Genomic DNA, 23808 nt, shown 5'->3' with positions numbered 1-23808 from the left:
TCCCATGGTCCGGCCCTTTCGCCGGCCATCCTCTTTAGAGAAGACAAAAATGAACGCACTGATTTCCGTTTCGGACAAAACCGGCATCCTCGAATTCGCGCAGGCGCTGCATGCCCTGGGCATCAAGCTGCTGTCCACGGGCGGCACGGCCAAGCTGCTGGCTGACGCCGGCCTGCCTGTGACCGAAGTCGCCGACCACACCGGGTTTCCGGAAATGCTCGACGGCCGTGTCAAGACGCTGCACCCGAAGATCCACGGAGGCCTGCTGGCCCGGCGCGATGTGCCGGAGCACATGGCCGCGCTGAAAACCCACGGCATTGACACCATCGACTTGCTGGTGGTCAATCTTTATCCGTTTGAGTCGACGGTCGCCAAGCCTGGCTGCACGCTGGAAGATGCGATTGAAAACATCGACATCGGCGGCCCCGCGATGGTGCGGTCGGCGGCCAAGAACTGGAAGGATGTCGGCGTGCTGACCGATGCCTCGCAGTATGAAGGTGTGCTGGCCGAATTGAAAACCGGTGGAAAACTGACCGACAAGACCAAGTTCGCCTTGTCGGTAGCGGCATTCAACCGCATCAGCCAGTACGACGGCGCGATCAGCGACTATCTCTCGGGCATCCAGGCCGACGGCAGCCACGGCATGTTCCCCGGCCAGGCCAACGGGCGTTTCGTGAAAGTGCAGGACCTGCGCTACGGCGAAAACTCGCACCAGCAAGCTGCGCTGTACCGCGATCTGTATCCCGCACCCGGCTCGCTGGTGACGGCCAAACAACTGCAGGGCAAAGAGCTCTCTTACAACAACATCGCCGACGCCGACGCCGCCTGGGAATGCGTCAAGAGTTTTGACCTGCTCAAGGACGGTGCGGCCTGCGTGATCGTCAAGCATGCCAACCCCTGTGGCGTGGCCGTGGGCAAAGACGGCCTGGAGGCCTACAGCAAGGCCTTCAAGACCGATCCGACTTCGGCCTTCGGCGGCATCATTGCCCTCAATTGCCCGCTCGACGAGCGCGCCGCGCAGCAGATTTCCAAGCAGTTTGTTGAAGTATTGATGGCGCCCGCCTTCACACCCGAAGCGCTGGAAGTATTCAAGACCAAGGTCAACGTGCGGATTTTGCAGATTGACCTGCCGCCCGGCGGCGACACGGCCTGGAAGCAGGGCCGCAACCTGATGGACGTCAAGCGCGTTGGCTCGGGCCTGTTGATGCAGACCGCAGACAACCACGAACTGGCCATCGGCGACCTGAAAGTCGTCAGCAAGCTGCAGCCGACGCAGGAGCAGCTGCATGACATGCTGTTTGCCTGGAAGGTCGCGAAGTACGTCAAGTCCAACGCCATCATCTTTTGCAAGGACGGCATGACACTGGGCGTCGGCGCCGGCCAGATGAGCCGCATCGATTCGGCGCGCATCGCCTCCATCAAGGCCGCCAACGGCGGGCTGACGCTGCAGGGCTCAGCAGTGGCGAGCGACGCTTTTTTCCCTTTCCGCGACGGCCTCGACGTGGTGGTGGACGCCGGCGCGACCTGCGTGATCCAGCCCGGTGGCAGCATGCGGGACGACGAGGTTATCGCGGCAGCCGACGAGCGCGAAGTGGTGATGGTGCTGACAGGGGTCCGGCACTTCCGGCATTAAGTCACGTTTTAAGGGTTTTTGATCGATAGCTCAATGGGAATGGGCGCGAGCAGCTATCAAATTGATAGCAATTGGTGCTTCTTTCCCGTTCTTGTGAGCGGACCAAAGGCGGGGCAAGAACCTGCCACGCGCCATCAACCCTCATGTCAATGAATACTTGCTATTGATTTAATAGCTGCTTGCGCACGTCCCCATTGGCCTAGAGCCCGAGTAGGCAAGAAATGGCCGGCGTGAAGCCGGCTTCAGCCAGCAGCAAAGAACTTCGCTGCTGCGGCCACGGTGGCCTCTATATCCGCGTCCGTATGCGCCGAACTCACAAAGCCCGCTTCATACAGCGCCGGCGCGTAATACACCCCGCTGTCCAGCATCGCATGAAAGAAGCGATTGAACGCAGGGCTGTCGGTCGTCATGACCGTGGCGTAGTTCTGCGGCAATTGGCCGAGCAGGAAAAAGCCGAACATACCGCCTTCGCTGTCACCGCAAAACGGCACACCGGCCTTGCCGGCAGCCTGCGTGAGGCCGGTGACCAGGCTGCGGGTTCGGGCGCCCAGGGCTTCGTAAAAGCCGGGTTTGGCGATCTCGCGCAAGGTTGCCAGGCCGCAGGCGGTGGCCACGGGGTTGCCTGACAACGTGCCCGCCTGGTAGACCGGCCCCAGCGGTGCCAGTTGCTCCATCACGGCACGCGTGCCGCCAAAGGCGGCCAGCGGCATGCCGCCGCCTATCACCTTGCCCATGACCGTCATGTCGGGCTTGAAGCCGGGAATGCTGCGGGCGTAAACGCTTTGGGCGCCACCCAGCGCCACGCGAAAGCCGGTCATGACCTCGTCGAACACGAGCAGGGCACCGTGCTGCGTACACAGTTCGCGGCAGCGTTTCATGAAGGGCACGCTGGCTCGCACAAAGTTCATGTTGCCGGCAATCGGCTCGATCATCAGGCAGGCGATGTCCTTGCCGTGCAGGGCGAAGGCTTCTTCGAGCTGGGTGAGGTGGTTGTACTCGAGCACCAGGGTGTGTTGCACCACTTCGGGCGGCACGCCGGCGCTGGTCGGATTGCCGAAAGTGGCCAGGCCCGAACCGGCCTTGACCAGCAACGCATCGGCATGGCCGTGGTAGCAGCCTTCAAATTTGATGATCTTGCTGCGGCCCGTGGCGCCGCGCGCCAGGCGGATCGCGCTCATGGCCGCCTCGGTGCCAGAGCTCACCAGGCGCACCATTTCGAGCGAAGGCACAAGGCGCACAATTTCTTCGGCGAGCTCGACTTCGCGTTCGGTCGGTGCGCCGTAGGAAAAGCCTTCCAGCACGGCTTTTTGCACGGCTTCTACCACCGCCGGATGGCCGTGGCCCAGGATCATGGGACCCCAGGAACCGATGTAGTCGATATAACGCTGGCCGTCCGCATCCCAGAAGTAGGCGCCCTGTGCGCGCTGGATAAAACGGGGTGTGCCGCCTACCGCCTTGAAGGCCCGAACCGGGGAGTTGACGCCGCCGGGGATCAGTTTTTTGGCGCGCTCAAACAGCGCGTTGTTGCGGGAAAGTTCGGCGGAAAGGGGTTTGGCAGGGGGCTTAGTGTTTGGTTGTTCCATTGGGGGGCAGGTCAATTTCAGTCTTCAAAACCAGGGCGGCATCATCGCCAGTCTCGGCATCGGCCGCTTCGTCTTCGGATTCATCGACATCAGCCTGTGCCCAGAACAGGCGGTCCGGCACGATATTGCCCATGCCGGGATGAAAGCCGGCATCCAGGCTGTGGTCCAGGTAAGTCAGTGCCTCGGAGGTGGCCGCCTGCAGGTCATGGCCGTTGGCCAGCAGTGCGCAAAGGGCCGCAGACAGCGTATCGCCTGCACCGGCAAAGACCGCCTCGAAACGTTCGAATTTCTCGCTGTAAAGCACGGCTTGCGGCGTGGCCAGCACGTTGTCGATGAACTGGTCGGGCATGGGGATTCCGGTGACCAGCGTGTAGGGAACACCCAGGTCGGCGGCGGCCTTGGCAATGTCCCGAGCCGAGGGATTGCGCTCCCCGGACCAGTCCGGCAGCAGCCAGCGCCACAGGCTGCTGTGGTTGCCGACCAACACTGTGGTTTGCGGCAGCATCAGCTCGCGAAAGGCGTCCAGATAGCTGTCGATTTCGCTTTCTTCCCACCACGACAGGTTGGGCATATAGGCGATCAGCGGCACATCGGCATAGTCCGAGGCGATCTCGGCAATGGTGCTGATGTTCTCGGGGCTGCCGACAAATCCGACCTTGATGGCGGATACCGCCATGTCTTCCAGCGCCGAGCGGGCCTGGTCGGTTACAGCCTCTTCGTCGAATGAAAAATGGTCGAAAATTTCGGCCGTGTCGCGCACATAAGCACCTGTTACAACTGCCAGCGCGTGGGCTCCGGCAGAGGTGATCGATGCAATATCCGCAGTCAGTCCGCCCGCTCCGCTGGGGTCGTTGGCGTTGAATGTCATGACGCAAGCCGGCGATGCGTCGGTATCCTCGATTTGGAGTTGTCGGCTGTCCAGTTGAGGATTTTTGGGGTTTGCCATAGGCTGCGATTTTGCCTTGTACGCGAATAAGCAACGCCGCCTCGATACAATTGTTGCATTCTATTCGAAGGCAACTTAAGCTGTGACTCAATCAATGACGTGGATGTGTTTAATTTGTGGGTGGATTTACGACGAAGCTGCCGGTGCGCCCGAACACGGGATTGCCGCCGGGACGCCATGGGCGCAAGTGCCCATGAACTGGACCTGTCCCGAATGCGGAGCCCGCAAGGAAGACTTTGAAATGGTTCAGATTTAAGCGTCTTAGGCACTTGCCTGGACAATCGCAGGCCGGCAGTTGCCGAGGGCCTGCAACATGAGGAGCATAGGCAGTGAGTATTCCCAGTTCCGGACTGAAGGTTTTGGTCATCGATGACAGCAATACCATTCGGCGCAGCGCCGAGATATTCCTGAAGCAGGGGGGGCATGAAGTATTGCTGGCCGAAGACGGGTTTGATGCCCTGTCCAAGGTCAACGACTACGAACCCAACCTGATTTTCTGCGACATTTTGATGCCCCGCCTGGATGGCTATCAAACCTGTGCGATTATCAAGCGCAACGCAAAGTTTGCTGGTGTCCCGATCGTCATGCTGTCCTCAAAAGACGGCGTTTTCGACAAGGCGCGGGGTCGTATGGTGGGTTCGCAAGACTACCTGACCAAGCCTTTTACAAAAGATCAGCTGCTGCAGACCGTACAGGATCTCGGCAGCGCTAAACAAGGAGTAGTGTGATGGCAATCAAGAAAATACTGGTAGTTGACGACTCCAAAACCGAATTGATGTTCTTGACCGATCTGCTGGTCAAAAATGGTTTCACCGTCAAAACTGCTGAAAATGCAGAAGACGCATTTCGCCGCCTGGCGGAAGACAAGCCCGAACTGATCCTGATGGATGTGGTGATGCCGGGGCAAAACGGGTTCCAGCTGACGCGCGCCATCACGCGCGACCCGTTGTACTCGGATATCCCCATCATGATGTGCACCAGCAAGAACCAGGAAACTGACCGTGTCTGGGGTATGCGGCAGGGCGCCCGCGACTACATCACCAAGCCGGTGGATGCTGATGAGCTGATGGCCAAAATCAAGGCCCTTGGCTGATTTACGGCGTAAAACCAAAGCATGGCGAACAGACAAGCACTTAGAGAGCTACAAACCCGGCTGGCCGACAGGTTGCAGATTGCGCGGACGCAAGGCGTTGCCGCGTCCTGGCTGGCCGTGGAGGCCGGCGGGAAGAAATACCTGTTTCCCCTGAGCCAATCCGGTGAGATTTTCCCTTGGGTCAGTACGCAGCCTGTTCCGTATACGCAAGCCTGGTTCGCCGGTGTTGCCAATTTGCGCGGTGGCCTGTTTGGCGTCGTGGATCTGGCGAGTTACGTCAGCGGCAAAGCACCCCCTCCCAAAAACGAACTTGCACGCACGGATTCCAGGCTTGTTGCACTCAACAGCGCCCTGGAAGTTAACTGCGCATTGCTGATCGACAAGCTGTCCGGGCTGCGCAATCAGGAGGCGTTCAGTGATTTTTCCGAAAAAGCGCCCGACGCGCCCGATTTCTTTGGCAACCAGTACGTTGACCTCAATGGTGCAACCTGGCAGGAAATCAACCTTCAGTTGCTTGCCCAGCAAGCGCATTTTTTGACGATAGGCGCATAGCGCACACTGTTTCTCTCCCGGAAGGCTCACCATGTCTGTTATTGAAAATATCCAGAAGCTATTTAAAACCAAGCCCGATCAGCCTGAGGACAGCATGGACATGGCTTCCGTCGGTACGCCAGATCCTCTTGCGACCGGAGCCATGGATCAGGCTTCGCTTCAGACCGCGGCGGTTCGGCAGCCGGGCGGTAGTGACGATGCTTTCGCGCCCAGCCGCATGGCGACCGCCGAGGACGGCGCACCTGCGGTAAATCAAGAGCTGCTGCGTCTGCCTTTATTGGGCCGCAGGACCATCGGTCAGCATCAGCGGGTGCTGGTGTTTTTCCTTGCCGTCGCGGTGGCTGTCCTGGGTACGGTGACTTTTCTGGCGCTGAGCCAGGCGGACAAAGTAGCCCAACAGGTGGCGGCTACCGGACAGTCATTGATGCAGTCGCAGCGTCTGGCGAAATCGGTGTCTCAGGCGCTGGTGGGCAGTGCCCAGGCCTTCCCTGACGTGCGTGAGAGTTCTGATGTACTGGCCAAAACCGTGCGTGGCCTGAAATCCGGTGAAGAAACTCTGCGTCTGGCGCCTGTGAGCGATGATCTGCAATCTGACGTGGAAAAGGTCACGCCTTTCATGGAGCGCGCTGAAAAGAACGCGAAAACCGTGATGGGCCAGCAAAATATTCTGACCCAGGTGGGCAACGCCCTGCGCACCATTAACCGCCAGTCTTCGGATTTGCTGGAAATTGCAGAAACTGTGTCATCACTCAAACTCCAGCAGAATGCGGCGCCGGCTGAAATTTCGGCATCCGGTCAGCTGGTGATGTTGACCCAGCGGATTGGTAAGTCTGCCAATGAGTTCCTGACCATGGAGGGCGTGAGCCCTGAAGCCGTGTTCCTGCTGGGCAAGGATTTGAACTCGTTCAAGGAAATTGCTCAGGGTTTGCAAGAAGGCAGCCCCGAGTTGCGCCTGGCCGGCTCCAAAGATCCGCAAACGCGCGAGCGGCTGGAAGCCCTGATGGCGCTCTATGAGCAAACCCGTGTGCAAGCCGGTGCCATTTTGGGTAACTTGCAGGGTCTGGTGTCTGCTCGTGAAGCGCAATCTTCGATTATTGCGGACAGCGAGCCCCTTCGCCGAGGCCTTGAGGATTTGCAGGGCAAGTTGTCGTTGCAGACCGGCCTGAGCGTTTTGTCGCTGGCCATCCTTGCGGGTGCTGCTACCTTTGCGCTATTGTGCGCAGCCGGCCTGGCCAAGCTGCAGGTGGAGGACAGCAAGCAGCGCCAGGCGGTTGCTGAAACCCAGCGACAGGAAGCTAAAGGACAGGAGCAGGACGCCAAGCGCGTCAACGACGCCAACCAGGCCGCCATTTTGCGTTTGATGAATGAGTTGCAGACAGTGGCTGAAGGTGACTTGACGCAGGAAGCGACCGTGACCGAAGACATTACCGGCGCTATCGCCGACTCGGTGAACTACACGGTTGAAGAGTTGCGGCAGCTGGTGGGTAACGTACAGAACACGGCGACCCGCGTTGCGCAAACGACGGCCCAGGTGGAAAGTACCTCGACCGAACTGCTGGCAGCGTCCACTGAGCAGCTGCGCGAGATTCGTGAAACCGGCCAGTCGGTGCTTGACATGGCATCCCGAATTAACGAGGTGTCCACGCAGGCGCAGGAATCTTCCCAGGTGGCGCGCCAATCGCTGACAGCCGCCGAATCCGGCCTGCAGGCTGTGCAGAACGCCATCGGCGGTATGAACTCCATCCGCGACCAGATTCAGGAAACCTCCAAGCGGATCAAGCGACTCGGTGAGTCCTCGCAGGAGATTGGTGAAATTACCGAACTGATTTCAGACATTACCGAACAGACCAACGTGCTGGCACTGAACGCCGCCATTCAAGCCGCGTCGGCCGGTGAAGCCGGGCGAGGCTTCTCCGTGGTTGCGGAAGAGGTGCAGCGACTGGCTGAACGTTCCGCAGATGCTACGCGCCAGATTTCGGCCCTGGTGAAAGCCATTCAGACCGACACGCAGGATGCCGTGGCCGCTATGGAACGCTCCACGCAGGGTGTGGTTGAAGGGGCCAAGCTGTCCGATAACGCGGGTACCGCGCTGACCGAGATTGACCAGGTGTCACGCCGGCTTGCTGACCTGATTGAGCAGATTTCAAACTCCGCCTCCCGCGAAGCCGCATCGGCGAACGTGGTGGCCGGCAACATTCAGCACATTTTCGCAGTGACGGAGCAAACGGGAGAAGGTACCCGTTCCACGGCACAGCAGGTGCGAGACCTTTCCCGCATGGCTGAAGAGCTGCGCCAGTCGGTGTCCCGATTCAAGATCGCCTGATGCCAGCTTGTCGTGCGCTGAACGCAGCTTTCGCCCCTGACACCGATTCCTGAACCGGCCCGTTATCTATGCAATCCAACGTCCCGAACTCAACAGCTGCCGAGCTCGACCTCGCTGTCAATGACCTGGGCCCCCTGGCCTGGGTACTTGACGAACTTCGCAAGTCACTGGACGGTGCTGCCAAAGCGCTGAAGCGTTTTGTGCGGGACGCGGAAGCCGCGCGTGGGTCCGATCTTGCGGCGCTTGATGCCAGCCAGTTGCGCATCGCACGGCAGCAACTGCATCAGGCCGTGGGCGCGCTTGAAATGGTGGGCCTTGCCGGGCCAGCGTTGGTGTTGCGGGCGATGGAAGCTGCGGTGCAGAAATTTGTGCAGCAACCTGAGCAATGCAGCCAGGACGCTGCCGGCAAAATCGAACGCGCCAGTTTTGCGCTGACCGAGTATCTGGAAGGTGTGCTGGCCGACAAGCCCGTGTCGCCCGTTTCGCTTTTCCCCCAATACCGTGATGTGCAGGAATTGGTGCGGGCCGACCGCATTCATCCGGCTGACTTGTGGCCGCTTGAGTGGCGCTGGCTGGAGCCGGAACTGGCGACGACAGCGGAGCCCCGCAATTACGATGATGGTGCTCGCGCTGTCATGGATCAATCGGTGCTTCAAATCATGAAGGGTAAGGCACCGCAGGCAGCCAAAAAAATGAAGGAGCTCAGCCTCGGATTTGCGGCCAGACAGGCGGACCGCCAACCCAGGATATTCTGGAAGATCGCGGCGGCTTATTTCGAAGCGGTCGCGCATGAGTTGCTCGGGTCGGACATCTATGTACGGCGAGCTGCATCACGAATCCTGATGCAGTATGCCTCGCTTGCCAAGGGTGATACGGGGGTATCTGATCGGCTGGCGCAGGATTTGCTCTTCTTCTGTTCACAGGCTGTTTCTCCCCGTGCCAGCGACACGCCTGCGCTTTCGGCAGTCCGGTCAGCCTATGGTCTCAACCGCTTCAAACCGGTGGACTATGAGCTCGTTCAGTTCGGACGTTTTGATCCGGCTCTGCTCGCCCAGGCCCGCAAGCGCATCACGTCTGCGAAAGAAACCTGGTCGTCGCTTTCCGCCGGGGACGCCAATAAATTCAAGTCCGTGACGGACCAGTTCAGCCTCGTCACGGATTCTCTGCTCAAGCTTCATCCGCCCAGCGAACCACTTGCGCAGGCATTGACTCGCGCCGTGGATACGACGGTCCGGTCTGGTCAGGCCCCTGGAATAGAACTGGCCATGGAAGTGGCCACCTCCGTGCTTTACCTTGAAGCCGCTTTTGATGACCTGGATCCCAACGATCCCCAGCTGGCTGTGAGAACAGCCAATCTTGCTGAGCGGCTGGAAGGCGTCCGTGCAGGCGGTGAGCCACAGCCCCTGGAAGGCTGGATGGAAGAACTGTATCGCCGGGTCAGCGACAAGCAGACCATGGGCAGCGTAGTCGGTGAGTTGCGTGTGTCGCTGGGTGAGCTTGAAAAATCACTTGATGTGTTTTTTCGCAACCCGCAGGACAAAGTCGCGCTTCAATCCGTGCCCGGCCAGCTTTCACAAATGCGTGGCGTGCTGTCGGTACTGGGGCTTGACCAGGCCTCGCACGCCGTGCTGCGCATGCGAGACAGCGTCGAGCAGATGCTGGTCACTGAAATTGATGAACAGCTCGCGCGTGCGGCTGGAACATTCGAGCACCTCGGAAACAACCTTGGCGCCTTGAGTTTCCTTATCGACATGTTGAATTACCAGCCGGCGCTGGCAAAAAAACTGTTTGTTTATGACGCGGAAAAAGGCGAGCTCAAACCTTTGATGGGCCGTACCCAGAACGCCGCCAGTGCGGCGACCTCTGTCACGGTCAACAATGATGTGCTGTCACAGGAAGTGATTTCTGTTGTGCAGGATGCGGGTCTTGGCGAAACTGACCACAACCTCACGCTCAAACTTGACACGCTGGCCACGCATGCGGCGCTGGCCGAACAGCCTGCGCTTGCCCAAAGTGCGCGCGAAGCCGCCGTCGCTGTTTCCGGAAGCAACGCGAGTGTTGCCGCGGAGGCGCTGACGACCTTGGCATTTGCCGTAACGCCGGTGCAGGCGGCGCCTGAGAGCCCGGCCGCGTCGGATGATTTTGAAGAAGACGATCTCCGTGACATCTTTCTTGAGGAGGCACGCGAAGTTGTCGGCAACGGCCAGCAAGCTTTGGCTGCACTGGTCAATGATCCGGCCGATGTATCTCAACTCACGGTTTTGCGGCGTGCTTTTCATACGCTCAAGGGCAGTTCCCGCATGGTGGGGCTCAACGAGTTCGGCGAGGCGGCGTGGTCGCTTGAGCAGATGCTCAATAGCTGGCTGGCGGACCAGAAGGTTGCTACGGATGAATTCCGGGCTTTGTCGCTGGAAGCCATGGGCGGTTTTGCAAAGTGGATTGAAGACATTGCAGGAAATCGCGATGGCTCGTGGTCGGCGTCTACTTTCCGTGCCAGCGCCGATGCAATGCGCACCGAGGGCCGTTACAGCCCCTTGGTGACTGCCGTAGTCGATATTGCCGAGGTTCCTGTGGTCGCCGTGGCGGCAGCAATGCCAACAGCGCTGGCACCTGAGCTGGAGCTGGATTCAGGTGTTCCCGAGACTGCTGGTGCTGAACCTGTTGCCGACCCGGCCGTCGTGACGGATTTGGATTTTGACCTCATGTTTGAGTCGGAAGGTACAGCTGCGATTGCGAGCCCTGTGGAGCCTGCAGGTCCGTCTGTGGCAGAAATTGAAGGCATTGATTTCGGCAGTCTGTCCGCGGTTTCTGCGACGGCTGGTACAACACCTGCGTCAACGCAGCCCGCTGCGGCGGAGCCGTTCGCGTCCCCGGAGATGGATGCAACAGAAGCGATCGAACTGTCGGACGCGGATTTCGACAAGCACTTTCAGGCTGAGCCTGTGGCGGCCGAACAGTCGGCGCCTGTGGTTTTTGACTTCACCCCTGAGGGGCAGCAACAATTGTCGACAGCGGCCGAAGGCGCCGATCTGGCCGGGCAACCGCAACACCTGCAGGCTGCCGAAGTTCTGAAGACGGATGATGTCGATGCAACTGACAGTGTGCTGCCATTGGATGGCAATGGTGACGAACAGGTCAAGGTCATCGGTGCCTTGCGCATTGGAATTCCGCTTTACAACGTCTATCTGAATGAAGCTGATGAATGGTCACGCCGGCTTGTGACTGAAGTGGCCGAATGGGCGCTCGAGCTGAACCAGCCGGTCAGCGACTCTACCGTCGCCCTGGCCCATTCCCTCGCGGGAAGTTCCGCGACTGTCGGGTTCCATGCCCTGTCCGGAATGGCTCGGGCGCTTGAACAGGCTTTGCAGCAGTCCAGCGTTCATCACAGCAATGGCGCTGCCAGGTATGGCCAGGTATTTGTTGATGCAGCGGAAGACATCCGCCGGCTTCTGCACCAATTTGCCGCCGGGTTTCTCAAGGAGGCGGATGCAACCATCCTTGACAGGCTAAAGCAACTCGATTTCTCTGATTCGGTTTTGCCCCCGGGTAACGATTTTTCCGACTTTGACTTCTCCCCCGAATCGGTGGAGGTTGAAACGGTCTCTGTAGAGCCAGTGCGCTCACCGGAGCCAGAACCAGAAGTGATCCTGGCTCAGGCAATTGAAATGCCGGTCCCCGCTCAGGTCACGCCGGTGCCTCCCCCTGCGGCTGTCGTCTCCCCGCCTGCCCGGCTGGTAGCGACCGTGGCTGCACCAGTGAACTCGAACTTCGAGGAAGACGAGGACGACGAAATCGATGCGGTCGATGCGATTGATCCCGACCTGTTCCCGATTTTTGAAGAAGAGGCTGCAGAACTCATGCCCCAGCTGGGGGGCGCACTGCGGCAGTGGTCTTCACGTCCTGATAATCAGGGCGCACGCATGGAAGTCCTGCGCGCACTTCACACGCTCAAAGGCAGCGCCCGGCTGGCAGGTGCATTGCGGCTAGGCGAAATGGCTCACCGGATTGAGTCCGAAATCGAACATCTCGGCTCTGATGCGGCTTCAACCCAGGAATTCGAACCCCTGATGACGCGTTTTGACGCCATGGAAGCGACATTTGAGGCCTTGCGCCGAGCTGATGCGGCTGCTGCGGCTGCCCCCGTCACGCTTACGCCTATTACGCCTGTTGCGCCTATTGCGGCCGTTGAGCCCGTACTGAAGTCGACCACGCAGGACAAGCCCGCTCCAATTGTGGATGCGCAGGAAACTCCAGCCGAGAGCGCCGCTCCGGTTGCCGTGGGTGCGGGCCGCAAGCTCACGGTGCCTGCGCCGCAGACCATGGCCATGCAGCCGCTGCGACAGGCGGCCAACGCCTCGATCCGCGTGCGCTCCCAGTTGCTTGACCGCATGGTGAATCAGGCTGGTGAGGTCATGATCACGCGCTCCCGGCTGGAAGCCGAACTCAGCCAGCTCCGGGGCTCGCTGAACGACATGAGCGGTAACTTGAACCGCTTGCGCCAGCAGCTGCGGGACATTGAGTTGCAGGCTGAAACCCAGATGCAGTCGCGATTGGCTCAGGCCAAGGAAGCCCAGGCAGGGTTCGACCCGCTGGAGTTCGACCGCTTTACCCGCGTGCAGGAACTGACGCGAATGATGGCCGAGTCGGTGAATGACGTGGCAACCGTGCAGCGCACCTTGCAGCGCACGGTGGAAGCCACCGAAGACGACTTGATCGCTCAGGCTCGCCAGACCCGAGAGCTGCAGCGCGACTTGCTCCGTACCCGCATGGTGGAGTTCGAAGGCATCTCCGAGCGTCTTTACCGCGTGGTGCGCCAGGCTTCCAAGGAAACCGGCAAGCAGGTCCGCCTGGACTTGCTGGGCGGCACCATGGAAATGGACCGCGGCATGCTGGACCGTATGACGCCGGCCTTTGAGCACTTGCTGCGTAACTGCGTGGCCCACGGTATTGAAAGTACGCAGGTTCGCACCGATGCGGGCAAGGACCCGGTCGGCCTGATCACCGTTCACTTGCGCCAGGAAGGTAACGACGTTTCGGTTGACTTCAGCGATGACGGCGCCGGCTTGAACCTGGCACGTATTCGCGAAAAGGCCGTCAGCCTCGGGATGATCACGGCTGATCAACCGCTGGAAGACGGCGACGCCGCGAACCTGATTTTCATGCCCGGCTTCTCTACGGCCGCGCAAGTGACCGAGCTGGCAGGACGCGGCATCGGTATGGATGTGGTCCGCTCTGAAGTCAACGCGCTCGGTGGCCGGATCGAAACCTCCACCGTCGCCGGTCAGGGAACGCACTTCAAGCTGGTACTCCCGCTGACTACTGCTGTGACGCAGGTGGTGATGATCCGCTCGGGCAATCTCTCAATCGGCGTACCTGCCAACGTTGTGGAAACCGTCAGGCGCGCTTCGGCCAAAGAACTGCAGCAAGCCTATAACACCGGCACACTGGAGATTGCCGGTGAGTCGATGCCCTTCTTCTGGTCCGGCGCATTGCTGCAGGCCTCGCACCACAGCGCCGAAGCCCAGGGCAAAACCACACCGGTCGTGATCTTCCGAAGCGCCGCACAGCGCATTGCCCTGCACGTCGATGAAGTGTTGGGCAACCAGGAGGTTGTGGTCAAGAACCTGGGCCCCCAGTTGTCCCGTTTGCCTGGCCTGGCCGGTATGTCAGTGCTGGCTTCCGGTGCGGTCGTGCTGATTTACAACCCGGTTGCGCTGGCTTCCGTGTATGGCCAGCAGGCGCGCGCATGGAGTTCAGACCGGGCCGAGCCGCACATGCTTGAAGGCTCCGGCGCTACCGCGGCAACCACCGACGGCGGCAGCGGCAGCGTCGCGAAAACGACGATGTCGGCACCTGTCGCCCCGCAGATCCCGTTGATTCTTGTGGTCGATGACTCCATTACGGTTCGCCGGGTTACGCAACGCCTGCTTCAGCGTGAAGGCTACCGTGTCTCCATGGCGGCCGACGGTCTGCAAGCGCTTGAACGCCTGCAGGAAGAGCGGCCAGCCGTGGTGCTGTCAGATATCGAAATGCCGCGTATGGATGGCTTTGACCTGGCGCGCAACATCAGGGCTGACGTGCGCCTCAATAACCTGCCCATCATCATGATCACGTCCCGCATCGCCGAGAAGCACCGTGAACATGCCAAGGAGCTGGGCGTCGACCACTATCTGGGCAAACCGTTCTCTGAAGAAGAGTTGATGAGTCTGGTGCGCCACTACTGCGCCGCCGAAACCGCCGCTTCTGCCTGAGAAAAACAGCCAAATCAGGCTGTAGTCCAGGCAGAACGTGCGCAAGCAGCTCCTAAAATAATAGCAAGGCCTGAGAGTTCCTCTCAGGCCTTTTTTACGACCGCATAGCGCTGCAGCGTCAGCGCCCGCGCTTCGTCGTGCTGCACGATGGGCGTCGGGTAGTTTTGGCCCAACACCACGCCCGCGGCGGCCAGCTCCAGCGGGTTCGCTAGCCAAGGGCTGTGCAAAGCCTTGTCTGGCAGCTGTGCCAGCACCGGCAGGTATTTGCGAATAAATTTACCCGCGGCGTCGAACTTCTCGCTCTGGCTGACCGGGTTGAAGATGCGAAAATAAGGCTGCGCGTCACAACCAGTGCTTGCCGCCCACTGCCAGCCGCCGTTGTTGGCCGACAGGTCAAAGTCGTTGAGCTTTTCGGCAAAGTAACGTTCGCCCCAACGCCAGTCGATGCCAAGGTCTTTCACCAGAAAACTGGCAGTCACCATGCGCAGGCGGTTGTGCATATAGCCCGTCTGGTTGATCTGGGCCATTGCCGCGTCCACCAGCGGGTAGCCCGTCCGGCCTTCGCACCAGGCCTGGAAAAGCACTTGGGCTTTATCGCCGCTCTCCCACTGTATCGCGTCATAGTCCGGCTTGAACGCGTTGCCGACGGCGTGCGGAAAATTGGCAAGGATCTGCGCGTAAAAATCACGCCAGATCAATTCGCTGAGCCAGGTGGCGGCACCTTCATTCCCTCGCTTTGCAGCGTTTAAAGCGAACGCAGCCATGTGCCGTATCGACACTGTGCCGAACCGAAGGTGCACGCCCAGGTAGCTCGGGCCCTTGACGGCAGGGAAGTCGCGTACCTCCTTGTACTGCGCCATGCGGCCAACGAAATCCCCCAAAAGCTGGGCACCGCCTTCGCTGCCCGTGGGAATTTTCAGCGCCGTCAGGTTGTTGACCTCAAACCCCAGGTCACCCAGTGATGGGACCGGACGTCGGCTTGTCGATACGGACGCCAGGGCCGCAGCATACTTTTCGACGGGATAAGGCTTGAGATAAAAGTCGTCCACCTTCTTCAGCCAGGCATTTTTGTAAGGCGTGAACACGGTGTAAGGCTTGCCCGCCTGGGTCAGCACCTCCTGGCGTTCAAAAATAACGTGGTCCTTGAAGCTGTAAAAGCCCTTGCCCCCGGCCTCGAGCGCCGCTTGTACTGCGGCGTCGCGCGCCAGCGACCGCGGCTCGTCATCGTGATTGGCAAAGACGGCATCGGCGCCCAGCTCTGCCGCCAGCCGCACCACCGCGTCCACGGCATCGTGATGGGCCGTCAACAGGCCGACGCCTAGGCTGCCAGCCGCTGCGCCCAGCTTCTCCAGTTGACCATCCAGGCTCAGTGCCGATTCCCGTATGAATTCCACGCGGCGGTCAGTTCGAGGCAAAGCCTCCAGAATGGCTTTGTCAAAAACAAGTGCGCAATACACCTGCTTACATGACTTCAGCGCGTGGTACAGAGCGGCGTTGTCCTGAACCCGCAGGTCGCGCCTGAACCACATTAACCCCGTTTCATACTTCTTGTGCATCCGGCCATCGTAGCGAAAAGCGGCTATCCGGCCTTAGATCCCCCGCGGATTGGCGGGCGGCTGGCAGGGTGGGCTCCCCGCGCCGTCCCGTCCGGCGTAAAATCCCGCCATGGCCACGGATTCTGCATCGATCAACCTCACGCACCACTTCCTCATTGCCATGCCGGGGATGGATGATGAAGCTTTTGCCAAGAGCGTGGTGTACATGTGCGAACATAGCGACCGGGGTGCGCTGGGGCTGGTCATCAACAAGCCCAGCGATATCAATCTCAAGAACCTGTTCGACAAGGTCGAGTTGCCTCTGCGGCGCGACGACCTGACCCAGTCCCCGGTATTCCAGGGCGGCCCGGTCCAGACCGAACGGGGCTTTGTTCTCCACGAATCCATGATGCCGGGCAACGAATCGGTCTATGCCTCGACGATGACGATCCCCGGCGGCCTCGAAATGACCACCTCCAAAGACGTGCTGGAAGCGCTCTCCACGGGCGCCGGCCCGCGCAGGGTGTTTGTCTCCCTCGGATATTCGGCCTGGGGTGAAGGCCAGCTGGAATCGGAAATCTCGGACAACAGCTGGCTCACGGTCGCTGCCGACGTCGGTGTGATTTTCGACACACCGGTAGAGCAACGCTACGACAAGGCGCTCATGCTGCTGGGCCTGCAAAGCTGGATGCTCTCTCCCGAGGCCGGTCACGCATGAGCCTTGCGGCCATGCCTTCCCCTCGGGCCACTGGCCTCCAAACCTTTCTGGCTTTCGACTTCGGTCTCAAGCGCACCGGCGTTGCCACCGGCAACGTGCTGACCCGTACCGCCACCCCCCAGCCCACCATCAACGCTGAAGGTGGCGACGCCCGCCTCAAGGCCGTCGAGACGCGCATCAAGGAGTGGCAGCCCGACGCCCTCGTCGTCGGCGTGCCCTTTCACCCCGACGGTGCCAGCCACGACAATACCGCGCGGGCGCAGAAGTTCGCCCGCCAGCTTCGCGGGCGCTTCGGTCTGCAGGTCTTTGAGGTGGATGAGCGCTACAGCACCACCGAGGCACTCGCCGGCGGCGCAGTCGATGCCGACGCGGCCTCGGCCTGCATCATTCTCGAGCAGTTTTTAAGGAGTTTCCCATGAGCAGCCTGACCCTTGACGCCGAGGCGCTATACAACGACCTGCTGCGCGGCATGCGCCAGCAACTGGCGTCCTATCCCTTGCCGCCCAAGCTGGTCGGCGTGGCCTCCGGCGGCGCCTGGCTGGCACAGCGCCTGCAAAAAGACCTGGGTCTGGAGGGCGAAGCCGGCGTGCTGTCTTCCTCCATGCACCGCGACGATTTCTCGCAGCGGGGCTTGGCCTCCAGCGGCCAGACCCTGCTGCCCTTTGACGTGAACGGCGCCCACCTGGTGGTAGTCGACGACGTGCTCTACACCGGCCGCACCATCCGCGCGGTGCTCAATGAGTTGTTTGACTACGGCCGGCCCGCCAGTGTCAAGCTGGTCGTACTGGTGGACCGCGGCGGGCGCGAGCTGCCGGTGCAGCCCGACCTGGCGGTGGCGCGCGTGGCCTTGCCCGCCTCGCAGTCGCTTGAGCTGGCCCGCGCAGAGGACGGCAAGTTCAGCTTCCAGGTTCAGGGCTGATCGTCACCATCACTATTACTGCCAGGCCACCCCCAAAAAACCAAGAGACCCCAAGGAGTCCATCACATGCTGTATCGACGAAATCCGCAACTCAACAAAAACGGCGAGCTGATCCACCTGCTGTCGATTGAAGGCCTGCCCAAGGCCACCTTGACGCAGATACTCGACACCGCCGCCAACTTCGTCAGCGTCAACAACCGCGAAGTCAAAAAAGTCCCGCTGCTGCGCGGCAAGAGTGTCTTCAATCTTTTCTTTGAAAACTCCACCCGCACCCGCACCACCTTCGAAATCGCCGCCACGCGGCTGTCGGCCGATGTCATCAACCTGGACATCGCGCGCTCATCGGCCTCCAAGGGCGAGTCGCTGCTCGACACCATCGCCAACCTGAGCGCCATGGCCGCCGATCTTTTTGTGGTGCGTCACAGCGAATCGGGCGCACCCTACCTGATTGCCCAGCACGTCGCACCGCATGTGCACGTCATCAATGCCGGCGACGGTCGCCACGCGCACCCCACGCAGGGCCTGCTCGACATGTACACCATCCGGCACTACAAGAAAGATTTCAGCAAGCTCACGGTCGCCATCGTCGGTGACGTGCTGCACTCGCGCGTGGCGCGTTCCGACATCCATGCACTCACCACGCTGGGCTGCCCCGAAGTGCGCGTGGTCGGCCCCAAGACCCTCGTGCCCGCCGACATGGCGCAGATGGGCGTGCGCGTCTGCAATACGCTCGAAGAAGGTATCAAGGACGCCGACGTAATCATCATGCTCAGGCTGCAGAACGAACGCATGTCCGGCGCGCTATTGCCCAGCAGCCAGGAGTTCTTCAAGAGCTTCGGCCTCACCACCGAAAAATTGAAACTGGCCAAGTCAGACGCCATTGTCATGCACCCGGGCCCCATCAACCGCGGTGTTGAAATTGATTCCGCCGTGGTCGACGGAACGCAAAGTGTGATCCTGCCGCAAGTGACTTTTGGTATCGCGGTCCGAATGGCGGTGATGAGCATCGTCGCTGGGAATGAAGCCTGAACGCGGAGAAAAAAAGAATGAAGATACTCATCAAGAACGGCCGCGTTATCGACCCGGCTTCCAAGTTCGACGAGATCTGCGACGTGGCAATTGCCGCGGGCCGTATCGTCTCGCTCAAAGGCACGCCTGCTGATTTCGCGGCCAACAAGACGATTGATGCCACGGGCTGCATCGTCGCCCCCGGTCTGATCGACTTGTCCGCCCGCTTGCGAGAACCTGGGCACGAGCACGAAGGCATGCTCGAAAGCGAACTGGCCGCGGCCGTCGCTGGCGGCGTGACCAGCCTTGTCTGCCCGCCTGATACCGATCCGGTGCTCGACGAGCCCGGCCTCGTTGAAATGCTCAAGTTCCGCGCTGAAAAGCTGCACCAGTCGCGCGTGTTCCCGCTGGGCGCGCTGACGCGTGCTCTCAAGGGTGAGACGCTGACCGAGATGGTCGAATTGACGGAATCGGGTTGCGTGGGCTTCAGCCAGGCAGAGGTGCCGCTGGCCAACACGCAAGTCATGATGCGCGCCCTGCAATACGCCTCGACCTTCGGCTACACCGTCTGGCTGCGCCCGCAGGAGATGTACCTGGGCAGCGGCGTCGCCGCCAGCGGCCCACTGGCCACACGCCTGGGCCTGAGCGGCGTATCGGTTGCCGCTGAGACCATTGCGCTGCACACCATCTTCGAACTGGTGCGGGCCACCGGCGCGCGCGTGCACCTGTGCCGCATCAGCAGCGCCGCGGGTGTGGCTCTGGTGGCCAAGGCCAAGGCAGAAGGCCTGGCCGTGACCTGCGATGTCAGCATCAACAGCCTGCACTTGACCGACGTGGACATCGGCTACTTCGACAGCCGGATGCGGCTGGACCCGCCGCTGCGCCAGCAGCGCGACCGCGACGCCATCCGCCAGGGACTGGCCGACGGTACTATCGACGCACTGGTGTCAGACCACACGCCCGTCGACGAAGACGCCAAAACCCTGCCCTTTGCCGAGGCTGAGCCCGGCGCCACGGGGCTTGAATTGCTGCTGGGCCTGGCCTGCAAATGGGGTACTGACAGCGATGTTGGTCTGCAGCGCGCGCTGGCAGTGCTCACGAGTGAACCCGCGCGAGTGCTGGGCAACGCGCTTGGCACGCTGCAGGCCAGCGCGGGGCAGCTCGTTAAAGGCGGCGTGGCCGATATCTGCGTGTTTGACCCCACCGGTGAATGGACAGTCGAGCCCGCCGCCTTGCGCAGCCAGGGCAAGCACACACCGTTCTCGGGTCACCAGATGCCTGCGCGTGTGCGCTGGACCATCGTAGGCGGGCAGCTGGCCTATGAAGCCCCCGAAGCCTCGCACTGAGGTGCCTGCTCATTTATGAAATGGCTTCACTTTTGCGGAACCTTGCTGCGCGCCGCCGTGCACGCCGTAACGGGGTTCTGGACCATCAAGACTGTTTTCCCCAAGCTGCCCCAGGCTGAGCAGGAGGCCCGCGTGCAGGCATGGGCCGGGGCCATGCTGCGCATTGTGGGCATTGAGCTGGTGGTCAACGGTACGCCCCCGGCAGGTGGCCCGGTGCTGCTGGTGGCCAACCATATTTCGTGGCTGGACATCCTGGTGATGCATGCCTCGCGGCACTGCCGTTTTGTCTCCAAAGCGGACGTGCGGGACTGGCCCTTTGTCCGTACGCTGTCCGACGGCGCAGGTTCGCTGTATATCGAGCGCGAGTCCCGGCGCGACGCCCATCGCGTCGTCACGCAAATGGCGGACCGCCTTCGCGCGGGCGACATCCTGGCGGTGTTTCCTGAAGGCACCACCGGCGACGGCATCACCCTCAAGCACTTTCACGCCAACCTCATCCAGGCGGCCATTGAAGCGTCTGTGCCGGTGCAGCCGGTGGCTCTGAAGTTCGTTGACGCCGCCAGCGGCGCGACCAGCTTTGCGCCCAGTTATGTGGATGACGAAACCTTGGTCGGATCAATCTGGCGGACCCTGACAGCGCCGCCGCTCAAGGCGGTCGTCACCTTTGGCCAGGCGCAGGCCCCGCAAGGCCAGACCCGGCGGGTGTGGGCACAGACGCTGCGCGAGGACATTGAGCGTCTGAGGCAGACGCAAGGACGCTGAAACGTCAGGCTGGTGTTATAGCCGGCGCCGCGCCAACTTCGCGCGGAAAGGTCACCACATGGTCGACCTCGGCACGTATGCCTATCCACTCGCCCAGCGCGTGGTTGTGGTGCGACGGCACATGCGCCATCACCGTCTCGCCAGTCTGCAGCTTGAGCGTATACAAAAACTCCGAGCCGCGAAACGCCTTGCGCACGATCTGCGCCTTCACCGGGGCGTTGTCATCATGCACGATGTCGTCGGCACGCAGCAGCACATCGCACAAGCCGCCGGCGTACGCCCCGGGCAGCGGGCACTCCAGCATGTCCGTCAGGTCACCGAGCGCGGTATGCACCACCACGTCGTCACCGTGTTGCTCGATATGGGCTTGTGCGAAGACCCCATGGCCGATGAAGTCAGCCACAAATCGGGTGGCAGGGCGGTGGTACAGCGCATAAGCCTCATCCCACTGGTGCAGTTTGCCCTGGTGCATTACGCCGATGCGGTCGCCGATGGCAAAAGCCTCCAGCTGGTCATGTGTGACGAACAGCGCTGTGGCGCCAGCCGCCTTCAGGATGCCGCGCACCTCGTGCGCCAGGCGCTCGCGCAGGTCCACGTCCAGGTTGGAAAAAGGCTCATCCAGCAGCAGCAGGCGTGGCTGCGGCGCCAGCGCGCGCGCCAGTGCCACGCGTTGCTGCTGGCCGCCTGAAAGCTCATGCGGAAAGCGCTTGTGCACATTGCCCAAGCCGACCAGCTCCAGCACGTCTCCGACGCGCTGCTTGCGCTGAGCGGGTGTTAGATGAGTGAGCCCGAAGGCCACGTTGTGCGCGGCATCCAGATGCGGAAACAGCGCGTAGTCCTGAAACACCATGCCAATGCGGCGGGATTCGGCCGGCACATGCAAGGCGGCGGTGCTCACCACATCCTTTGCCAGCGTAATGCTGCCGGCATTGGCCCGTTCAAGGCCAGCCACTGCGCGCAGCAAGGTGGTTTTGCCGCAACCTGAAGGCCCGATCAGAACGCCGATTTCCCCTGCCTGGAGGCTGAACGACACGCCGTCCACGGCGGGTTTTGAGCGGCCGGCGTAGTGCACGCCCAACTGGGAGATATCCAGAAACATGCAGACAATTGTAGATGCTTACAATTCTCATTTGCAGTGACTGACTGCAAAAGCGTGGCGAACGCAGGCGGGGGCAGGGCTCCTTCCCGCGAGAGGCCTTTTTGCTGAGGCTTTCCGGGGCTCCATGTTTCGCCGATATTTCCCTTCTGTTGTGCTGTTTTTGCTGGTTGGGCTGCTGACGCTGCCGGTGCTGGCCGTCGCCTTGTCCTGGCTGCAGTTCAACAGCGATGCGCAATCCATCCTGCTGCAGATGCTGCAGACCGTGTTGCCCGATTACACGCGCACATCACTGCTGCTGTGCCTGTGCGTGGCCTTTGGCGTGGCGGTGGTGGGAATGGCCACCGCCAGCATGGTCACGCTGTTTGATTTCCCCGGGCGCCGGGTGTTTGAGTGGGCCTTGCTGCTGCCGCTGGCCATGCCGGCCTATGTGCTGGCCTATGCGTATACCGACTTTCTCCAATACGCCGGCCCGCTGCAGACCTGGCTGCGTGCCAGCTTCGGCCTGCAGGGCCGGCTGCTGCCCGAGGTGCGCAGCCTGGGGGGTGCCGTACTGGTCTTCACCGTCGCGCTCTACCCCTATGTGTACCTGCTTGCGCGCACGGCCCTGTCTGAGCGCGCCGTGCACCTGATGGAAGCGGCGCGCCTGCTGGGCGCACCGCTGTCGCGCCGCATCCGCGGTGTAGCGCTGCCGCTGGCGCGGCCTGCCGTGGCCGCTGGTGTGGCGCTGGCGCTCATGGAAACACTGGCCGACTTCGGCGTCTCCAGCTATTTCGGCATCCAGACCTTCACCGCCGGCATCTACAAGGCGTGGCTCTCGATGGACAACCGCATCGCTGCGGCGCAGCTGGCGACCGTGCTGCTTTTCTTTGTCGCGCTGCTGCTGTGGATAGAGCACAGCGCGCAAAAGCGCATGCGCTTTGCCACCGGCCGCGGTGCACGCGCGGGCGCGCAAGACGCGGCCCCCGCGCAGTTGCGCGGCCTGCGCGCCGTTTCGGCCTGGCTCGTGTGCGCCGTGCCCATCGCGCTGGGCTTTGTGCTGCCGGTGCTCTTTATGCTGCGCCCGCTGGCGCTGGGCTGGGACAACCTGCTTTGGGACAAATTCATTGGCTGGACGCTCAGCAGCATTGGCCTCGCAGGCTTGAGCGCGCTGTTGGCCACCGCGCTTGCCTTGGGCTTGGCCTTTGCGGTGCGCCGGCAACCGGGCCTGCTCACCCGCGCTGCCGTGCACCTGGCGGGTCTGGGTTATGCCGTGCCCGGCGCGGTGATTGTGGTGGGCCTCTTGCTGCCTGTGAGCTGGCTGCAATCCGCCGCGCCGCAGACAAGCGCGGGCTACTGGGTCACCGCCACCATCCTCGGCGTGGTCTGGGCTTACCTGGTGCGCTTCAGCGCCGTGGCACTGCAAAGCCTGCAAAGCGGCTACTCGCGCATCCCGGCCAGCTTTGACGACAGCGCGCGCATGCTGGGCACCAGCGGTATGGGCATCCTCAGCCGCGTGCACTGGCCGCTGCTCAAGCGCTCGGTCGCGGCGGCCGGCTTGCTGGTGTTTGTCGATGTGATGAAAGAGCTGCCCGCCACGCTGGTGCTGCGGCCCTTCAACAGCGACACCCTGGCCGTGATCACCTACCAGCTCGCGCGCGACGAGCGGCTCGGTGAGGCCGCCTTGCCCGCGCTGGCGCTGGTGCTGGTGGGTTTGCTGCCCGTCGCGCTGCTCAGCCGCACACTGCGGTCTAAGTAAACGCAACCAGCCTGTCCCCGTCACCCGCACTCAGGCCTTGGCCTTGATGTAGCGGTATTCCTGTGTCGGGCCACCAAGCCGCAGGCTTCGGCGCGCACATCGTGCACATTGCCCAGCAGCTTGCAGAAGGAGGAAAAGGCTTCGCGACGTACTGCGCTTTTTCATCTTTGGTGTTGGCACCTCGCACCCCCTTGATGTCGAAAGAAAAACCGTTCTTGCCTTGGCTGGCCAGCGTGCTATGCAACTATGTTCCGGCCAGGAAGCCGTTGCGAATTTTGTTGCTTTCCTTCGCGCAATGGCGCGCT

Annotated in this window: 18 protein-coding genes; 14 read left to right on the top strand and 4 right to left on the bottom strand. The window is 61.4% G+C overall.

The annotated features are described in order from the left end of the window. The first annotated feature begins 49 nt into the window (after positions 1-49). Entirely contained in the window at positions 50-1633 is a 1584-nt protein-coding gene (gene purH, locus AC1DVV_RS13635; RefSeq protein ID WP_457281042.1) for a bifunctional phosphoribosylaminoimidazolecarboxamide formyltransferase/IMP cyclohydrolase, read from the top strand. Between the two features lie 242 nt (positions 1634-1875). Here purH and hemL read toward each other — a convergent pair whose 3' ends face one another. Both hemL and thiD read right to left on the bottom strand, forming a co-directional pair. Next, on the bottom strand, positions 1876-3216 hold the full coding sequence (gene hemL / locus AC1DVV_RS13630; protein WP_457281041.1) for a glutamate-1-semialdehyde 2,1-aminomutase: 1341 nt from the start codon (positions 3214-3216) through the stop codon (positions 1876-1878). Continuing rightward, positions 3197-4162: a bifunctional hydroxymethylpyrimidine kinase/phosphomethylpyrimidine kinase gene (gene thiD, locus AC1DVV_RS13625; protein ID WP_457281040.1), complete on the bottom strand. Its 966-nt coding sequence runs from the start codon at positions 4160-4162 to the stop codon at positions 3197-3199. Before thiD ends, hemL begins: the two co-directional genes overlap by 20 nt. A gap of 82 nt (positions 4163-4244) precedes the next feature. Here thiD and AC1DVV_RS13620 point away from each other — a divergent pair, with 82 nt between their 5' ends. The 6 genes from AC1DVV_RS13620 to AC1DVV_RS13595 all read left to right on the top strand — a co-directional run bounded on the left by AC1DVV_RS13620 (position 4245) and on the right by AC1DVV_RS13595 (position 14381). Then, positions 4245-4418 (top strand): rubredoxin, encoded by a 174-nt coding sequence (locus AC1DVV_RS13620; protein ID WP_092131853.1) that lies wholly within the window; start codon positions 4245-4247, stop codon positions 4416-4418. 73 nt (positions 4419-4491) lie between these two features. Further along, the gene (locus tag AC1DVV_RS13615) at positions 4492-4890 is read left to right on the top strand and encodes a response regulator (protein WP_457281039.1); all 399 of its coding nucleotides are present in this window, start codon (positions 4492-4494) and stop codon (positions 4888-4890) included. After that, positions 4890-5255, top strand: a complete 366-nt coding sequence (locus AC1DVV_RS13610; protein WP_007864987.1) for a response regulator transcription factor — start codon at positions 4890-4892, stop codon at positions 5253-5255. Before AC1DVV_RS13615 ends, AC1DVV_RS13610 begins: the two co-directional genes overlap by 1 nt. 21 nt (positions 5256-5276) lie before the next feature. Beyond that, entirely contained in the window at positions 5277-5807 is a 531-nt protein-coding gene (locus tag AC1DVV_RS13605; RefSeq protein ID WP_092131850.1) for a chemotaxis protein CheW, read from the top strand. A 31-nt stretch (positions 5808-5838) separates the two neighbouring features. Then, the gene (locus AC1DVV_RS13600) at positions 5839-8130 is read left to right on the top strand and encodes a methyl-accepting chemotaxis protein (RefSeq protein ID WP_457281038.1); all 2292 of its coding nucleotides are present in this window, start codon (positions 5839-5841) and stop codon (positions 8128-8130) included. A 68-nt stretch (positions 8131-8198) separates the two neighbouring features. Beyond that, on the top strand, positions 8199-14381 hold the full coding sequence (locus AC1DVV_RS13595; RefSeq protein WP_477690269.1) for a hybrid sensor histidine kinase/response regulator: 6183 nt from the start codon (positions 8199-8201) through the stop codon (positions 14379-14381). Positions 14382-14464: 83 nt separating this feature from the next. On the opposite strand, the gene AC1DVV_RS13590 is transcribed toward AC1DVV_RS13595, so the two are convergent. Beyond that, positions 14465-15937, bottom strand: a complete 1473-nt coding sequence (locus AC1DVV_RS13590) for a cryptochrome/photolyase family protein (protein WP_457281036.1) — start codon at positions 15935-15937, stop codon at positions 14465-14467. 109 nt (positions 15938-16046) lie between these two features. On the opposite strand from AC1DVV_RS13590, the gene AC1DVV_RS13585 reads away from it, so the two are divergent. The 6 genes from AC1DVV_RS13585 to AC1DVV_RS13560 all read left to right on the top strand — a co-directional run bounded on the left by AC1DVV_RS13585 (position 16047) and on the right by AC1DVV_RS13560 (position 20669). After that, on the top strand, positions 16047-16634 hold the full coding sequence (locus AC1DVV_RS13585) for a YqgE/AlgH family protein (RefSeq protein ID WP_457281035.1): 588 nt from the start codon (positions 16047-16049) through the stop codon (positions 16632-16634). Then, positions 16631-17053, top strand: coding sequence for a Holliday junction resolvase RuvX (ruvX, locus tag AC1DVV_RS13580; protein WP_457281034.1), 423 nt, complete (start codon positions 16631-16633; stop codon positions 17051-17053). Before AC1DVV_RS13585 ends, ruvX begins: the two co-directional genes overlap by 4 nt. Then, complete coding sequence (gene pyrR / locus AC1DVV_RS13575) at positions 17050-17553, top strand: bifunctional pyr operon transcriptional regulator/uracil phosphoribosyltransferase PyrR (RefSeq protein ID WP_457281033.1); 504 nt, start codon at positions 17050-17052, stop codon at positions 17551-17553. Before ruvX ends, pyrR begins: the two co-directional genes overlap by 4 nt. A gap of 66 nt (positions 17554-17619) precedes the next feature. After that, positions 17620-18582 carry an aspartate carbamoyltransferase catalytic subunit gene (locus AC1DVV_RS13570; protein ID WP_457281032.1) on the top strand — a complete coding sequence of 321 codons (963 nt, stop codon included), beginning with the start codon at positions 17620-17622 and terminating at the stop codon, positions 18580-18582. A gap of 17 nt (positions 18583-18599) precedes the next feature. Beyond that, on the top strand, positions 18600-19907 hold the full coding sequence (locus tag AC1DVV_RS13565) for a dihydroorotase (RefSeq protein WP_457281031.1): 1308 nt from the start codon (positions 18600-18602) through the stop codon (positions 19905-19907). A gap of 15 nt (positions 19908-19922) precedes the next feature. Beyond that, positions 19923-20669: a lysophospholipid acyltransferase family protein gene (locus AC1DVV_RS13560; protein WP_457281030.1), complete on the top strand. Its 747-nt coding sequence runs from the start codon at positions 19923-19925 to the stop codon at positions 20667-20669. A gap of 4 nt (positions 20670-20673) precedes the next feature. On the opposite strand, the gene AC1DVV_RS13555 is transcribed toward AC1DVV_RS13560, so the two are convergent. Beyond that, positions 20674-21768 carry an ABC transporter ATP-binding protein gene (locus AC1DVV_RS13555; protein ID WP_457281029.1) on the bottom strand — a complete coding sequence of 365 codons (1095 nt, stop codon included), beginning with the start codon at positions 21766-21768 and terminating at the stop codon, positions 20674-20676. 124 nt (positions 21769-21892) lie between these two features. On the opposite strand from AC1DVV_RS13555, the gene AC1DVV_RS13550 reads away from it, so the two are divergent. Next, positions 21893-23503 carry an ABC transporter permease gene (locus AC1DVV_RS13550; RefSeq protein WP_457281028.1) on the top strand — a complete coding sequence of 537 codons (1611 nt, stop codon included), beginning with the start codon at positions 21893-21895 and terminating at the stop codon, positions 23501-23503. Positions 23504-23808: the final 305 nt, after the last annotated feature.

Source organism: Polaromonas sp. P3_B4 (genome assembly GCF_056402835.1).
This window is presented reverse-complemented; position numbering and strand designations above follow the sequence as displayed.

Coding starts and splice junctions, on each gene's coding strand:
- purH (WP_457281042.1), top strand. CDS start 50: ATGAACGCACTGATTTCCGTTTCGGACAAAACCGGCATCCTCGAATTC.
- hemL (WP_457281041.1), bottom strand. CDS start 3,216: ATGGAACAACCAAACACTAAGCCCCCTGCCAAACCCCTTTCCGCCGAA.
- thiD (WP_457281040.1), bottom strand. CDS start 4,162: ATGGCAAACCCCAAAAATCCTCAACTGGACAGCCGACAACTCCAAATC.
- AC1DVV_RS13610 (WP_007864987.1), top strand. CDS start 4,890: ATGGCAATCAAGAAAATACTGGTAGTTGACGACTCCAAAACCGAATTG.
- AC1DVV_RS13605 (WP_092131850.1), top strand. CDS start 5,277: ATGGCGAACAGACAAGCACTTAGAGAGCTACAAACCCGGCTGGCCGAC.
- AC1DVV_RS13600 (WP_457281038.1), top strand. CDS start 5,839: ATGTCTGTTATTGAAAATATCCAGAAGCTATTTAAAACCAAGCCCGAT.
- AC1DVV_RS13595 (WP_477690269.1), top strand. CDS start 8,199: ATGCAATCCAACGTCCCGAACTCAACAGCTGCCGAGCTCGACCTCGCT.
- AC1DVV_RS13590 (WP_457281036.1), bottom strand. CDS start 15,937: ATGCACAAGAAGTATGAAACGGGGTTAATGTGGTTCAGGCGCGACCTG.
- AC1DVV_RS13585 (WP_457281035.1), top strand. CDS start 16,047: ATGGCCACGGATTCTGCATCGATCAACCTCACGCACCACTTCCTCATT.
- ruvX (WP_457281034.1), top strand. CDS start 16,631: ATGAGCCTTGCGGCCATGCCTTCCCCTCGGGCCACTGGCCTCCAAACC.
- pyrR (WP_457281033.1), top strand. CDS start 17,050: ATGAGCAGCCTGACCCTTGACGCCGAGGCGCTATACAACGACCTGCTG.
- AC1DVV_RS13570 (WP_457281032.1), top strand. CDS start 17,620: ATGCTGTATCGACGAAATCCGCAACTCAACAAAAACGGCGAGCTGATC.
- AC1DVV_RS13565 (WP_457281031.1), top strand. CDS start 18,600: ATGAAGATACTCATCAAGAACGGCCGCGTTATCGACCCGGCTTCCAAG.
- AC1DVV_RS13560 (WP_457281030.1), top strand. CDS start 19,923: ATGAAATGGCTTCACTTTTGCGGAACCTTGCTGCGCGCCGCCGTGCAC.
- AC1DVV_RS13555 (WP_457281029.1), bottom strand. CDS start 21,768: ATGTTTCTGGATATCTCCCAGTTGGGCGTGCACTACGCCGGCCGCTCA.
- AC1DVV_RS13550 (WP_457281028.1), top strand. CDS start 21,893: ATGTTTCGCCGATATTTCCCTTCTGTTGTGCTGTTTTTGCTGGTTGGG.